The 14445-nt window shown below is 64.3% G+C and carries 14 protein-coding genes; 4 read left to right on the top strand and 10 right to left on the bottom strand.

The window, feature by feature from the left end; translation table 11 throughout:
* Positions 1–64: 64 nt before the first annotated feature.
* The 3 genes from NKI29_RS13115 to NKI29_RS13105 are packed head-to-tail and all read left to right on the top strand — an operon-like array spanning position 65 to position 3055.
* Positions 65–1036: a Gfo/Idh/MocA family protein gene (locus NKI29_RS13115; protein WP_352696937.1), complete on the top strand. Its 972-nt coding sequence runs from the start codon at positions 65–67 to the stop codon at positions 1034–1036.
* Positions 1033–2028: a Gfo/Idh/MocA family protein gene (locus NKI29_RS13110; protein ID WP_023678173.1), complete on the top strand. Its 996-nt coding sequence runs from the start codon at positions 1033–1035 to the stop codon at positions 2026–2028. The genes NKI29_RS13115 and NKI29_RS13110 overlap by 4 nt, the downstream gene beginning before the upstream one ends.
* Positions 2018–3055 (top strand): dihydrodipicolinate synthase family protein, encoded by a 1038-nt coding sequence (locus NKI29_RS13105; RefSeq protein ID WP_352696939.1) that lies wholly within the window; start codon positions 2018–2020, stop codon positions 3053–3055. The genes NKI29_RS13110 and NKI29_RS13105 overlap by 11 nt, the downstream gene beginning before the upstream one ends.
* Here the strand turns inward: NKI29_RS13105 and NKI29_RS13100 are convergent.
* Both NKI29_RS13100 and NKI29_RS13095 read right to left on the bottom strand, forming a co-directional pair.
* Positions 3001–3948: an LLM class flavin-dependent oxidoreductase gene (locus tag NKI29_RS13100; protein WP_352696941.1), complete on the bottom strand. Its 948-nt coding sequence runs from the start codon at positions 3946–3948 to the stop codon at positions 3001–3003. The two genes, NKI29_RS13105 and NKI29_RS13100, sit on opposite strands and share 55 nt — an antisense overlap.
* Positions 3949–4078: 130 nt before the next feature.
* Positions 4079–4234, bottom strand: a complete 156-nt coding sequence (locus NKI29_RS13095) for a hypothetical protein (RefSeq protein WP_023678176.1) — start codon at positions 4232–4234, stop codon at positions 4079–4081.
* Between the two features lie 264 nt (positions 4235–4498).
* Here NKI29_RS13095 and NKI29_RS13090 point away from each other — a divergent pair, with 264 nt between their 5' ends.
* Complete coding sequence (locus tag NKI29_RS13090) at positions 4499–5266, top strand: SDR family NAD(P)-dependent oxidoreductase (RefSeq protein ID WP_352696943.1); 768 nt, start codon at positions 4499–4501, stop codon at positions 5264–5266.
* Between the two features lie 14 nt (positions 5267–5280).
* Here NKI29_RS13090 and NKI29_RS13085 read toward each other — a convergent pair whose 3' ends face one another.
* The 8 genes from NKI29_RS13085 to NKI29_RS13050 all read right to left on the bottom strand — a co-directional run bounded on the left by NKI29_RS13085 (position 5281) and on the right by NKI29_RS13050 (position 14402).
* Complete coding sequence (locus NKI29_RS13085) at positions 5281–6225, bottom strand: ABC transporter permease (protein ID WP_352574549.1); 945 nt, start codon at positions 6223–6225, stop codon at positions 5281–5283.
* Entirely contained in the window at positions 6222–7277 is a 1056-nt protein-coding gene (locus NKI29_RS13080) for an ABC transporter permease (RefSeq protein ID WP_352796404.1), read from the bottom strand. Before NKI29_RS13080 ends, NKI29_RS13085 begins: the two co-directional genes overlap by 4 nt.
* Positions 7277–8767 (bottom strand): ABC transporter ATP-binding protein, encoded by a 1491-nt coding sequence (locus tag NKI29_RS13075; RefSeq protein ID WP_502896697.1) that lies wholly within the window; start codon positions 8765–8767, stop codon positions 7277–7279. The genes NKI29_RS13080 and NKI29_RS13075 overlap by 1 nt, the downstream gene beginning before the upstream one ends.
* 274 nt (positions 8768–9041) lie before the next feature.
* Complete coding sequence (locus tag NKI29_RS13070) at positions 9042–10073, bottom strand: BMP family protein (RefSeq protein ID WP_023678180.1); 1032 nt, start codon at positions 10071–10073, stop codon at positions 9042–9044.
* Positions 10074–10603: 530 nt separating this feature from the next.
* Positions 10604–11809 (bottom strand): 3-oxoadipyl-CoA thiolase, encoded by a 1206-nt coding sequence (gene pcaF / locus NKI29_RS13065; RefSeq protein WP_023678182.1) that lies wholly within the window; start codon positions 11807–11809, stop codon positions 10604–10606.
* Positions 11810–11951: 142 nt separating this feature from the next.
* Positions 11952–12713 (bottom strand): SDR family NAD(P)-dependent oxidoreductase, encoded by a 762-nt coding sequence (locus NKI29_RS13060; RefSeq protein WP_023678183.1) that lies wholly within the window; start codon positions 12711–12713, stop codon positions 11952–11954.
* A 13-nt stretch (positions 12714–12726) separates the two neighbouring features.
* Positions 12727–13539, bottom strand: a complete 813-nt coding sequence (locus tag NKI29_RS13055) for an ABC transporter permease (RefSeq protein WP_292657203.1) — start codon at positions 13537–13539, stop codon at positions 12727–12729.
* Positions 13539–14402 (bottom strand): ABC transporter permease, encoded by an 864-nt coding sequence (locus tag NKI29_RS13050; protein ID WP_023678185.1) that lies wholly within the window; start codon positions 14400–14402, stop codon positions 13539–13541. Before NKI29_RS13050 ends, NKI29_RS13055 begins: the two co-directional genes overlap by 1 nt.
* Positions 14403–14445 lie beyond the last annotated feature (43 nt).

The raw sequence follows: 14445 nt of genomic DNA, 5'->3' as shown, positions 1-14445 counted from the left end.
GCTGCTTGTCGTATAGCCACTTGTAGGATATCCTGCAAGCCCATAACAAAGCTGCTGCCTCCGAATGAAGATTACCCTCGCCGGCTCGAGCCACTGGCACGCCGAAATACACCTCGACGCCGCACGCTTTTACGGCACGGAGATCGCCGGTATCTGGGACGAGGATCCTGGCCAAGCGCAAGCGTTCGCCGCGCACCACGACCTGCCGTTTATCGAAGATTTCAAGGAGATACTCTCCAGCCCGCCGGATGTGATCCTGTTGATGGGGCACCCTTCGATGGTGCCGGCGCGGGCACGTGCGATCATCGCGGCAAGGATACCGCTGATCCTGGAGAAGCCGGCGGCCAGCCATACTAGGGAACTGATGGCGCTGCGCGACCTTGCCAGGCAGTACCAGACTTTTGTCGCTGTTCCCCTGCCCAACCGTTTCGGGCCGGCCGTTGCCGGCCTTGAACGGCTGCGCCGGCAAGGTCGCGCCGGCCCCGTGGCGCATTGCCAGTTCCGGCTGGTCAACGGCCCGCCGCAACGCTACATCGCCGACGGTGTCGCCTGGGTGCTCGACCCGGCGGTTGGTGGCGGGGGTGCATTGAGGAATCTCGGCATACACGGCGTCGACGCGGCACTCAGCCTCGCAACCGGCAAGCTCGGCCTGAAAAGTGTTTCGATCGCGAACCGCATTCATCCCGGCCCGGTCGAGGATCACGCACTTCTGGTGCTGGAAGACGAGGCCGGCGCGCTGTTCATCGTCGAGGCCGGTTACACCTTTGCTTCGATGCGCCCCGGCGGTGACTTCGAGTGGCGCATCGTCAGTGCCAATGCCACCCTCATCGATCATGGCGACCATGTTATCTGCGCAACGCTCGACGACGCGGCAATCGTCGACTTGCCGGTCGAACTGCCGGCAACGCGCTATCGTCTGTTCATGCGCGATACGCTTGACCGGCTGGCCAGAAAGGCGCCTCCGCCGGTGTCCATCGAAGATTATGTTGCGGCGATGTCGCTGATCGACGCCGCTTATCAAAAGGCAGGACCATGATTGGAATAGGAATTATCGGCGCCGGCGATTTCGGCGCAGCCCATGCGCGGGCAATCCGCGAGGTTGGAAATATTCGCCTCGTCGCCGCCTCTCGAGGAAATGCCGACGCACTGCAGCAATTCACCGCTGAACATGGCGGCCGCGGCTACGCGGACTGGCGAAGGCTGCTGGACGACAAGGAGGTCGATGCGGTCCTCATTGCCAGCCCGCACCATCTCCATGCCGAAATGGCCATCGGCGCGGCAAAGGCCGGCAAGCATATCCTGCTCGAAAAACCGATGGCGCCGACGGTGGCTGCCTGCGATGCGATCAACGCCGCCGTGGCCAAGGGTGGCATCAAGCTGATGGTCGCCCACCTCATGCATTTCGCCCTGCCCTGCATGGCGGCCAGGCAAATTCTGGAGGAAGGCGAGCTCGGCCGGCCGCTCGCCGGATCGAGCTGGATCATCAAGCTGTGGATGGAGCACAATCGCCGCGACTGGCATCTGCGCAAGGCGACCGGCGGCGGCATGCTGTTGACGGCCGGCATCCACGCGGTCGATCGCCTGGTCTGGCTGATGGATGACGATGTCGTGTCGGTGAGCGGCATGCTCGGCGCCAAGTTCCATGACCAGGAAGCAGACGACAGCGCTCTGCTCGGATTGCGCTTCGCCGGCGGCGGCATCGGCCAGGTGCAGAGCGTCGGCTATCGCACCGGCGCCACCACCTATGCCATGGATCTGGTCTGCGAGCGGGGAACGCTGCGCATCGACATGGACCGCGGCACCATGCTTGGCCGCGAGACGGTCTGGACCGAGCTGCCCGGTTCCTTTGAGCCGAACTGGATGCATAACGCGCTGGTGCGCGAATGGAACGCAATGCGCGATGCCATTGCCGATGACACGCCTGTGCCGGTCGACGGCATCTATGCGCGCAAGATCATCGCTATTATCGAGGCTGCCTTCGCGTCGAACGAAACCCGCCGCGAACACGAGATCGCCGGTGGACGCTGACCTCGACGACCATCTGGCCCGCTTGCCCGCACACGCACCGCGCGGCATCTGGGGCGCGGTGATGCTGGCCATCGACGATCGCGGAGCGATCGACTGGCAGGCGACGGAAGAGACGATCGCCCGGCTCTGCGCCTCAGGCGTCGACGGCGTCTATTCCAATGGAACGGCCTGCGAATTCCATTGCCAGACCGAGCCCGAATTTGACCGGCTTTGTGAGTTGGTCGCAACCATAGCCGGCCGCGCGCGCCTTCCTTTCCAGATCGGCATCAGCCAGTCCACTCCGCGCGTCGCGCTGGAGCGACTGACGCGGGTCGCCGGACTTCGCCCGGCGGCGGTGCAGTTCACGCTGCCCGACTGGTGGCCGCCCAGCGACGACGAGGTCATGCGCTTTGCCGGCGGCCTGTGCGACGCCGCGCCTGAAACGCCGCTGGTGCTCTACAATCCGCCGCACGCCAAGCGCCACCTGACGCTCGACGGCATCGCCAGTCTGCGTGCGGCCGTGCCATCGCTGGTCGGCGCCAAGCTGCCGGGCGGCGACGCCGGCTGGTATGCCGACATGCGCCGCAAACTGGACGGATTTTCCGTCTTCGTCCCCGGCCACACGCTGGCAACAGGCTATGCTGGAGGGGCCCATGGCAGCTATTCCAACGTTGCCTGCCTCAACCCGAAGGGCGCGATGATGTGGTGGCAGATAATCCGCACCAACATGGCCGCCGCTGCCGAGGTCGAGGCCCGCATACAGGCCTTCCTCGCCGCAAATGTCCTACCGTTTCGCACCCGTTACAATGTCGGTGATGCAGCACTCGACAAGGCGATGGCGGCAGCCGGCGGCTGGGCGCCGCTCGGCCCGCGACTGCTCTGGCCCTACAGCTCCGTTCCCGATCAGGAAATACCGGCGCTGGCCAGGGCGGCTCACGCGGCTTTCCCGGAATGGTGTAGACCCGTCACCAAGGCGCGGACGACGGAGGCGCTTCAGCAGCCGGCGCGTGCTCCCTGTATCGAGCGTGACGCAAACGCCCCCGGCTGAGGGACATCGGCCTCGCGCCGTGCCAGCGAATTGCGCAAGAGCGCGATCGCCTCGCGGCCGGCGGTCGCAATCTCGCGTGGCCTGTCGACGCCGACGATCATGAACTCCTTGATCCCCAAAGCGGCGTAAGAAAGCAGCGAAAGCGCGACCTGCGCCGGCGGCCCGGCAAGTTCGAGCGCCTTCTGGCAGGAAGCGGCCGGTTTGTCTTCCGTACGGATTCGGACGGGAAGCGCGAAACGCAGCTTGCCGGCCCGGCCGTGTTCGGCAGCAGCGCCGCGTACGCGCTCCATTGACTGGCGGATTTCTGCAAGCGAGCCAGGCGCCAGCTCGAACACGTCCGCATGCCTGCCCGCGACCCTGAGCGCAGTGCCCGACTGCCCGCCCATGCGGATGGTCACATCGGCACCATGCGGCCCCTTGCGCGGCACATAGCCGCCTTTGATGCTGTAAAAGGTGCCTTCATGGTCGAACGGCCTGTCGTTCGACCACAACCGCTTCAGCAGCACCAGATATTCATCGATGCGTTGCCAGACCACCGTATGGCCGGCCGGACGTGCCTCGGCATCGTCGTCGCTCAGCGGCTCGCTGAGCATCCTGAGCGACAGCCGGCCACCGCTTCTCGCGTCGAGGGCAGCGAGCTGCCGCGCCGCCACGGTTGGTTCGATCACGCCTGCCCAATGCGTGAGCACGACCTCCAGGGACGAGGTCCGGTCCAGCGTCTGGGCGGCAAGGTCCATATTGGTCAGCAGCCCGGCCTGGTCGTCGATGACGATCTTCCGGAATCCGGCATCCTCGATCAGTGACAGCTTCGTCGCGGTCTCGACATAGTCGTAGAAAAAGCTGGCGTCGGCAGCGTGGATCTTACCGGGAACATGCGTGAACTCGATTGGCATTGCCATCTCCTCCATCACGTTGGAATCAGGGCGCGCAAAAGCGCACCGGCATTCGGTTCATCAACTCCGGAATTTCTGCAAACGGCAGGCCGCTATCCCGAGGAAGCCTCGATGATCAGAGCCTTGACAATCAGGGGATAAGCCCCAGTACCACTGCCCCGGTGAATACAAACGCAAGGGCAAAGACGAGATAGGCGAAAGCGCCGGCATAGGCCGGCCGCCACACCTGGTCGGAACCCAGCCTTTGGCCTTTGCGGGCAGTCTGAGCGTTCTGGCTATAGGACATATCGACCTCCGTCTCGGCGCTTAATCTATAAAATCAGTAGACTTTGTCGAGTGCTATTTTCGCGCGATCCTTAGAACAATTTTCTCCAAACGGCGGACAAATTAGTGCTTTTACTGCTTAGCGCTGCCTTTCGCGGCATGCCGGGGTGACGGCAGGAAACGTCAGGTCCATATGTCTGTGGCTCCTTGGCCATCCAATGGATGAGGGATAGCATCGCTTCAGCGGAAAGCCGCGACGTCACGGCAAGGCAGCAGGGAGCAAACCATGGGCACAAGACTGGCCGGCAAGGTCGCCATCATTTCGGGCGGCGCGACGGGAATGGGCGGTGCGGCCTCGGAGCTTTTCGCGGCCGAGGGCGCCAAGGTGGCGATCGTCGACCGCAACGGCGAAGCGGCGGCGGCCACCGCAGCGGCAATCAGGCAACGCGGCCATGTCGCCGAGCACTGGGTCGCCGACGTATCGGATGAGGCGCAGGTCGAAGCGGCGGTGAAGGGCGCGACGGAAAAATTCGGCCCGTTCACGGTTCTGTTCAACCACGCCGGCACCCTCGTCATCAAACCCTTCCTGGAGACCACGCTGCAGGAATGGGACTGGCTGCATGCCGTCAATGTGCGTTCGATGTTCCTGATGACGCGTGCCGTGCTGCCCGGCATGATCGCCGCCGGCGGCGGTTCCATCGTCTGCACCTCGTCGATCTCGGCGGTGGCGGCGACGCCGATGGAGGTGCTTTACGACACCACCAAGGGCGCCTGCCATATGTTCGCGCGTGCCATCGCCGTCGAGTTCCGCGACCGCAACATCCGCTGCAATGCGGTCTGTCCAGGCTTCATCAGGACACCGCATGGCCTGCGCGAGGTCGCCGATCTCGACAAACTCGGCGTCGATGTCTCCGACGCGGCAATGGCGGCGCAACAAGGGCGGATCGGCGAGCCGGAAGAGGTCGCGAAGGCAGCCCTGTTCCTGGCCAGCGACGAGGCCAGCTTCGTCAACGGCGCGCATCTGTTCGTCGATAACGGCTTCACCGCGATGTGAAAGGCGAAGCGCCGCTACCGCTCTTCGCGCCGGAACGGCTTGAGCAGCGCCGACGGGGCCACCGCATTGCGCGACATCACCGCCATAGCGACGATGGTGAAGATGAACGGCAGCATCAGGAACGCCTCGTAGGGGATATGGCCAAGCCCGCTCGCCTGCATGCGCAACTGCAAGGCGTCGACGAAGGCAAACAGCAGTGCCGCGCCTGCCGATCGCCACGGATCCCAGCGGCCGAAAACGACGAGCGCGATTGCCACCCAGCCACGCCCGGAAACCACGCCGAAGGTGAAGGCGTTGAATTGCGCCATCGACAGGAAGGCACCGGCCAGTCCCATCAAGGCACCGCCGAGGATCACCGCCTGGAAGCGTGTTGCAATGACGCTGACGCCGGCAGAATCGGCGGCACGCGGGTTTTCGCCGACCATGCGCACCGACAGGCCCCAAGGCGTGCGGTAGAGCACGAAGGCGGCCAGCGGTATGGCCAGCATCGCCATGTAGACCAGCGAGAACTGGTTGAACACCGCCGGCCCAAGCACCGGAATGCCGGACAGGATCGGGATCGGCAGCGTCTCGAATCCCTTGATGTTCGGCGGTACCGATTGCTGGCCGAAGATCAGCCGGTAGAGGAAATAGGCAAGGCCGGAGCTAAACAGCGTCACGCCGATGCCGCAGACATGCTGGCTGAGGCCGAGCGCTACAGTGAACAGCGCGTGCACGGCGCCCATCAGCGCCCCGGTCAGCACCGCCGCTAGCACGCCAAGCCAGAGGCTGCCGCTGAGGCTCGCCGCGGTGAAGCCGGTCATCGCCGACAAAAGCATGATGCCTTCGATGCCGAGATTGAGCACCCCGGCGCGCTCGGAGAACATCTCGCCCAGCGTCGCGAAGGCTAGCGGCGTGGCGATGCGGATGATCGCGGCAAGGAAGCCGACCTGGAAGATCTGTTCCAGCACCACGCTCATTTGGCTATTCCCACGCGACGGATGCGATAGGCGGTGAACAGCAGCGCCACCAGCATGGCGAGCAGCGCAGTTCCCTGGATGACATCGCTGAGGAAGGCCGGAACGCCGGTCGCCCGCGACATCGCCTCGGCGCCGGTCATGACGGCGGCAAGGAAGATCGCCGCCGGCACCACGCCGAGCGGATTGAGCCTCGCCAGCATGGCGACGACGATGCCGGAATAGCCATAGCCCGGCGAGATGTCGCTCATCACCTGGAAATGCACGCCGCCGACCTCGCCGACGCCCGCAAGGCCGGCCAATGCGCCAGACAGCAGCGCCGTCGAAATCAGCACCCGCTCGACATTGATGCCGCCATAGCGCGCCGCCTCGGGGTTTTCGCCGGTGACCCTGATGCGGAAGCCGAGCGTCGTGCGCGCGACCACGAACCAGATCACCGGTGCGGCGACCAGCGCCGCGACGACGCCGAGATGCAGCCGCGTGCCTTCGAGCAGCACCGGAAAATTGGCCGTATCCTCGATCGGCGGCGAGATCGGGTAGCCGCTGAAACTGTCCTTCCATGGCCCCTCGATCAGCGCCATCAATGCATAGAAAATGACCGAGTTGAGCAGCAGTGAGCTGACCACGTCATCGACCCTGAATTTTACCCGCAGCGTGGCGGGGATCAGGGCGATGGCCGCGCCGGCGGCAGCGCCCGCCAGCGCCATCAGCAGCATGGCGAGCGGCCCCGGCATCGGGATTGCACCGACGGCACAGCTCGCCACCGCACCAGCCAGCAATTGCCCTTCGGCGCCGATGTTCCAGAATTTGGCGCGGAAGGCGACCGCCACGGCCAGTCCGGTGAAGATCATCGGCGCGGCACGCACCAGCGTTTCGGTGACGGCGTAGCTGTCGCCCAGCGACGCCGAAAACATCACGCCATAGGCCTCGACGACGCCGGCGCCGGCCAGTGCGATGAGGCCGCTGCACAGGATCAGCGTCGCGCCGATTGCGAGCAGCGGCAGCGCCAGATTGAACCAGGCGGGCGTTGAGGTGCGGGCCTCGAGACGGAACATCAGGCATGGCCCTCCGCGCCGGTCATCATCAACCCGAGTCTGGCGATGCTGGCGTCGGCGCTGTCCAGCGTGCCGACGATGCGGCCCTCATACATCACCGCGATACGATCCGAGAGCATCAGCAACTCTTCCAGATCCTCGCCGATGACGACGATGCCGCAGCCCTTGGCGCGCATGTCGAGGAATTTTTCGTGGATGAAGCGCGCAGCGCCGATGTCGAGGCCGCGAGTCGGCTGCGAAACGATCAGCACCTTCGGATCGAAAGCGAGTTCGCGCGCCAGAAGCGCCTTTTGCAGATTGCCGCCGGAAAGCGCCCCGGCGCGCGTCATCGGCCCGGGGCAACGTATATCGTAGGCCTTGATCTGCGCCTCGGCGAAGGCGCGGATCGCATCCGGCTTGAGCAGGCCGTTGCGGCTGAACGCCGCCGTGCCGATGCGCGGCAGCACCATCGAATCGGCAAGCGGCAGATTGGTGACCAGCCCGGTCGTCATGCGGTCTTCCGGGATGCGGCCGAGGCCGAGCGCCTGGACTGTGCTCGGCGAGAACCGCGAAACCGTTTTGCCGGCTATGGTCATCTTCCCGGCATCGGGCGCACGCACGCCGGAGATGACCTCGGCAAGCGCGCGCTGGCCATTGCCGGAGACGCCGGCGATGCCAAGGATCTCGCCGCCACGAACCGACAGCGAAACATCGCGCAGCGCCATGCCGGAATGATGCAATGTCGAGATACCGTCGAGGGTCAGCACGGCCGCACCGGGCATCGACGGTCCTCTGGCCGGAGGCACGATCTCGTGGCCGCACATCAGCCGCGCCATCTCCGAGGACGTGGTGCTGGCCGGCGCATCGACGCGGCCGGCAACGCGCCCATGCCGGAGCACGACGCAGCGATGCGTCAGCGCCCGCACCTCGGTGAGCTTATGCGAGATGAAGATGATGCCGAGCCCTTGTGCCGCCATCGAGCGCAGCGCCGAAAACAGCCCGTCGACCTCGGTTGGTGCCAACACCGCCGTCGGCTCGTCGAGGATCAGCAGCCTTGCGCCGCGAAACAGCGCCTTGACGATTTCGAGCCGCTGTTGCTCGCCGACCGACAGCGCCGAGACGGGGAGGTCCGGGTCGAGCGTCAGCCCGTGCTGGCGGCCGATCTCGGCGAGCCGCGCCAGCCCGCCGGCGCGGTCGATCCGGCCCGATCTGCCGGGAATGCCGATCAAGAGGTTCTCCAGCACCGAAAGCCGCGGTGCGAGATGAAAATGCTGGTGCACCATGCCGATGCCGGCGGCCAGCGCATCGGCCGAACTGTTGATCGCCACCGACCGGCCCTGCACCAGGATCTCGCCGGCATCGGGCGCATAGGCGCCGAACAGCACGTTCATCAGCGTCGTCTTGCCGGCGCCGTTTTCGCCGAGCAGCCCGAGGATTTCACCCGGCGCGACGCTGAGATCGACGGCCTCGTTCGCCTTGACGGCGCCAAAGCTCTTGGAGATGCCGCGCATTTCGATGAGAGGGGCAGGCGTTGACAAGGGTGCTCCCGATCGGAATTGGCTTTACGATTCAGCTTTGATCGACGGGAATGCGCTGCACCCCCCTCTGGCCTGCCGGCCATCTCCCCCTCAAGGGGGGAGATCGGATGTCACTTCGGCTTTCGCAAATCGTCAGCGCTGAAGAGGAGGGCGCTGTCGGCGAAGCTGCTAATCTCCCCCCTTGAGGGGGAGATGGCCGGCAGGCCAGAGGGGGGTGCGACAAGCACCAACCCCAAAAGACAGAGCCCTAATCCGAGACCGGCGTATTCTCATCGACGTCGACGCGGAAATTGCCGTCGAGGATCTCTGCCTTCTTCTTCTCGACCAGTTCCTTGACCTCGGCCGGCAGCGTCTTGTCGAACTTGTGGTAGGGCGCGAGGTAGGAGCCGCCCTTGGCCATGCGCGAGAAATCGCCGTAATCCTGCGCGGTGAAGACGCCGGCCTTGACCAGCTTGATCGCCTGCTCGACGGTCGGATACATGTCCCAGACCGGCCCGGTGATCACGGTGTCGGGGCCGAGGCTCGACTGGTCCGACATGTTGGAGATGGCGAGGATCTTCTTCTCCGCCGCCGCTTCGATGACGCCGAAGCGCTCGGCATAGATGACGTCGACGCCGGCATCGATCTGGGCGACGGCCGCTTCCTTTGCTTTTGGCGGATCGAAGAACGAGCCGATGAAGGCGACCTTCTTCTTGATGTCGGGATTGACCTCCCTGGCGCCGGCAAAGAAAGCGTTGACCAGCCGGTTCACTTCCGGAATGCCCATCGCCGCGACGGCGCCGACCGTGCCTGACTTCGACATCTTTCCGGCGATCATGCCGGACAGATAGGCCGGCTCGTGAATCCAGTTGTCGAAGACGCCGAAATTCGGCTCGGCCGGCCCGGCGCCGGAGCCGAACAGGAAGGCGGTCTTCGGGAACTGCTTGGCGGTCCTGCGCGATTCGCGCTCGGCGGCGAAGGCATCGCCCAGCACCAGCTCATAGCCGCCCTGCGCATATTCGCGCATGACGCGGCTGAAATCGGCCGTCTGCACCTTCTCCGACCATTTGTATTCGATGCCGAGTTCCTTCTCGGCCTTCTGCAGGGCAACGTGGATCTGGTTGTCCCACGGCTCCTCGATCGGCGTGGCGAAGATCGCCGCCACTTTCAGCTTCTTGGTCTTGGCAAAGGCGCTGCCCGGCAGCATCGCCGCCGCCAGGCCGAGCGCGCCCAACTCCAGCACGTTGCGGCGCGAAAGCCCTTCGCGTTTCGATTGGATTCTGCTCTTTTTGTTGTCCATTGCATGCCCCTCTGTTCGACAGCCATGTCGAGCCGGCTGTTCGGAAAATATAAAGACAGGGAACTATGGAACGACGCCGGACCTTTGTCCACATGGTCAAATTTCGGGTAATGTCTCAGTTTGAAATTTGACGCGATTGAACGTGCCGCAATAGCCGAAGGACGTAAGGCTCTATTTCAAGCCTTCGCGCGGTTGAAAGAATGCTTTCCCACGTTTTTTGCGGTTCATGGCCATTTGCGATCAAGCTCGGCGCGTTGTGAAAGGCGTCCGCGAGCATCCGTGCCTTTTCCGGTTTGTCAGTCCCTCGAATTTCGACGAGAACATAATGCAGAATTATGAGGATTGTATCGTTGGTAATGGGTTGAGGATCGCTCAATTCAAACAGCTTTCTTGCAAGGGCCACACTTTCCCGGCCTAGGCGCAACGGTGTCCATCATTTCGCAAGGATCGCCCATTGACCAGAGCGTCTTTCGCATATCGGGCAAACGAGATAGGCGGCGCCAGGGCTCTGCCCCAGGGCGGCCAAAAGATCAAACGCGTTCGAGCGCCACGGCGATGCCCTGGCCGACACCGATGCACATGGTGGCGAGCGCGTATCTGGCGCCGCGTTCACGCAGCTCCAGCGCCGCCGTGCCTGATATGCGCGCACCCGACATGCCGAGCGGATGGCCGAGCGCGATGGCACCGCCATTCGGGTTGACGTGCTCCGCATCCTCGGCAATGCCGAGCTGGCGCAGCACGGCGATGCCTTGCGAGGCGAAGGCCTCGTTGAGCTCGACGACGTCGAACTGTTGCGGCTCCAGGCCGAGCCGGGCACACAGCTTCTGCGTGGCCGGCACCGGACCGATGCCCATGATGCGCGGAGCGACGCCGGCGGTGGCACCGCCCAGAATACGGGCGATCGGCGTCAACCCGTATCTTTTCGCGGCTGCTTCCGAGGCGACGATCAGCGCCGCGGCGCCGTCATTGACGCCCGAAGCATTGCCGGCCGTAACCGTGCCGCCTTGCCGGAACGGCGTCGGCAACTTGGCCAACGCTTCGATCGACGTGCCCCCGCGGGGATGCTCATCTCTGTCGACAACGACCGGATCGCCCTTGCGCTGCGCGATCGTCACCGGCGTGATTTCCTTTGCCAGCCGGCCGCTGGCTTGTGCGGCTACAGCCTTGTCCTGGCTGCGCACGGCAAATGCGTCCTGGTCGGCGCGGGAGACAGCGAACTCTTCCGCCACGTTCTCGCCGGTCTCCGGCATCGAATCGACGCCGTATTGCTTCTTCATCAGCGGATTGATGAAGCGCCAGCCGATCGTGGTGTCGTAAATCTCGGCATTGCGCGAAAAGGCGGTCTCTGCCTTCGGCAGCACGAACGGAGCGCGGCTCATCGATTCGACGCCGCCTGATATCATCAGCTCCGCCTCGCCGGCCTTGATGGCGCGGGCAGCAATCATCACCGCATCCATGCCCGAACCGCAGAGACGGTTGACGGTCGAGCCCGAAACCTCCTTCGGCAGGCCGGCCAGCAGCAGCGCCATGCGCGCCACATTGCGGTTGTCCTCGCCGGCCTGGTTGGCGCAGCCATAGACGATGTCGTCGATGGCAGCCCAATCAATGCCTGGATTGCGCTCGATCAGCGCCCTCAGAGGTATCGCGCCGAGATCGTCGGTACGGACCGCCGACAACGAACCGCCGAAGCGTCCGATCGGCGTGCGGATGTAGTCGCAGATATAGGCCTCGGCCATTATGCAGCCTTCCCGTTTGCGCTGATGATTTCTGCTCCCGACCCAGCCATGTTGGCCGCATTCTCCTTGAGACGAAAGCACATCTCGCCGCCGGCCGTTAGTCCAAAGAGAATTTCAGCTGCCGCCCGCCGGGAGCGGCGGATCAGCCGATGCTTTCTCCACCGTCGATCACCAGCGCCTGACCGGTCATGAAGGACGAGCGGTCGGAGACGAGGAACAGGATCGCTTCGGCGATTTCCTCCGCGCTGGCCCAGCGCTGCATGGGAATCTTGGTGCGGACATAGTTCTCGATCGCCGCCCGCCCGCCCATCTGCGCGATGAACGGCTCGTTGAAGGGCGTATCGACCCAGCCGGGGCACAGCGCGTTGATGCGGACATTGTGTTTGGCATAGTCGAGCGACATCTGCCGGGTCATCGCCACCACTGCATGTTTTGACGTTGCGTAGGCGATCATTTCGCGGTCGTAGAACACACCCGAATTCGAGGCGGTATTCAGGATCACCCCGCCGCCTTGCGCGATCATCGACGGCATGACCAGCCTGGCCGCGAGGAACTGCGCCCGCACATTGATCCGCCAGGAGGCATCCATGCCGTCGGCGCCGACTTCGGTCAGCGTGCCGCCGACCTGGATCCCGGCATGATTGTGCAGGATGTCGATCCGCCGATGCCGGCCCAGCGTTCCCGCAATGAGCTGCTCGACCGCCGCATCCTCGCCGACGTCGGTGGCGACGGCCTCGGCCCGACCGCCGGCCGCACGAATGTCGGAAGCGGTTGCTTCCCCCGCCGCCTGGTCCCTGTCGGCGATCACCACGAGCGCGCCTTCCCTGGCCATCATCATGGCGCCGGCACGCCCGATCCCCGACCCGGCACCCGTCACCACGGCGATGCGATCTCTCAGAATCATGTTTTTTTATCTTTCAGTGTGATGGTTTTCGTTGGCGCAGTTGCCATTGGGCAAGCACCACGAGCAAAACGGAGGCGACGAGCACGATCGTCGCGATGGCATTGATCTCCGGCGTGACCCCGCGCCGGATCGAGGCGAAGACATAGATCGGCAATGTCGTCTGTGCGCCGGCGACGAAGAAAGCGACAATGAAATCGTCGAAGGAGAATGTGAAGGCGAGCAGGAAGCCGGCGATCACCGCCGGCATGATCTGCGGCAACACGATGCTGCGGAACGTCGTCAGCGGGGTAGCGTAAAGATCGCTCGAGGCCTCGACCAGATTGCGGTCGAGGCTGCCGAGGCGCGTGCCGACAATCATCGCCACCAGCGCCATCGAAAACAGCCCGTGCGCGGCGATGATCGAGCCATAGCCGAGCGCCAGGCGCGGTGGCTGGTCGTTCGGCCACAGCGAAGCGACAAACGGGTTGACCACCCCGAATAGCTGGACCAGCGCGACCAGCGTCGAGATGCCGATGACGACGCCAGGAACGACGATCGCAGCACCCAAAAGCGCATCGAAGACGGCTCGCGTCCGCGCGCCGACACGCGCCAGGCCAAGCGCGGCCGCCGTGCCGCACAGCGCCGCCAGCAAGGCGCTGGTCGTGGCGATGAACAGGCTGTTCTTCAGCGCTTCGACCAGGAACGGGTTTGCCAGGGCCTTGCCGTACCATTGCACCGAGAAGCCAGTGAACTCGCTGGCGTGGTGGCCGGCGTTAAACGAAAACAGCACCACCAGCGCGATCGGCAGGTAGAGAAAGGCAAAGACCGCAACGACGAAGGCACGCATCAGATCAGGTCCACCCGGCGGGCACCCGAAAGCCGGGTCGAAATGCGGTTCGCGGCAAGCAGCACGACCACTGAAACCGCCACAAGTGTGATGGCGATTGCCGATCCAAATGGCCAGTTGCGCGATTGCAGGAACAGATCGACCAGCGCGTTGCCGATGAAGAAGACCTTGCCGCCGCCGAGTAGCGTCGGGATCAGATATTCGCCGAGCAGCAGGATCATGACCAGCGAGAAGCCGGTCATCACACCTGGCAGCGACAGCCGCAGCGTCACGCCGAGGAATGTCGAGATCGGCGTCGCGCCGAGATCGGCGGAGGCCTCCAGTAGCCGGCGGTCGAGCCGCTCGAGGCTGACATAGATCGGCAGGATCATCAGCGGCAGATAACCATAGACGATACCGAGCAGAACCGCTCCCGGCGTGTTGATCAGCCGCACGTCCTCCAGCCCGACATAGGCCAGCAGAGCTGGGATGCCGCGCCCGCCAAGCACATACATCCAGGCATAGGTTCGCATCAGCAGGCTGGTCCAGAACGGGATGACGACAAGCGCCAGCAGGATCAGCCGCCACCGTTCCGGCGCGCGCAAAGCGAGGTAATAGGCGACCGGATAGGCAACGAGAAGACAGGCCAGTGCGCCCGCCGGCGCCAGCACCATGGTGTTCCAGAAGGCAGTCGCCCGCGCCGGAAGATTGGCATACTGCGCCAAGGTGAAAGCGGCCTGATAGCCGCCTTCCGGCGCCCGCTCGCCGACGCTGAAAACGGCGATCGCCACGAACGGCAAAACTAAAAACACCACCAGCCACGCCGTTGCTGGACCGAGCAGCAGGGCGGTCAGGAGATTGTGACGAAGGACATTGCTGCGCATTGAAAAAGCCGCCCGGTGCCGGCGGACATCTGCCCGCCGGGTG

The sequence above is a fragment of the Mesorhizobium sp. M0678 genome (assembly GCF_040320505.1).
GTDB lineage: Bacteria > Pseudomonadota > Alphaproteobacteria > Rhizobiales > Rhizobiaceae > Mesorhizobium.
Note: the sequence above shows the minus strand (reverse complement) of the source record. Positions and strands in the feature narration are given on the sequence as shown.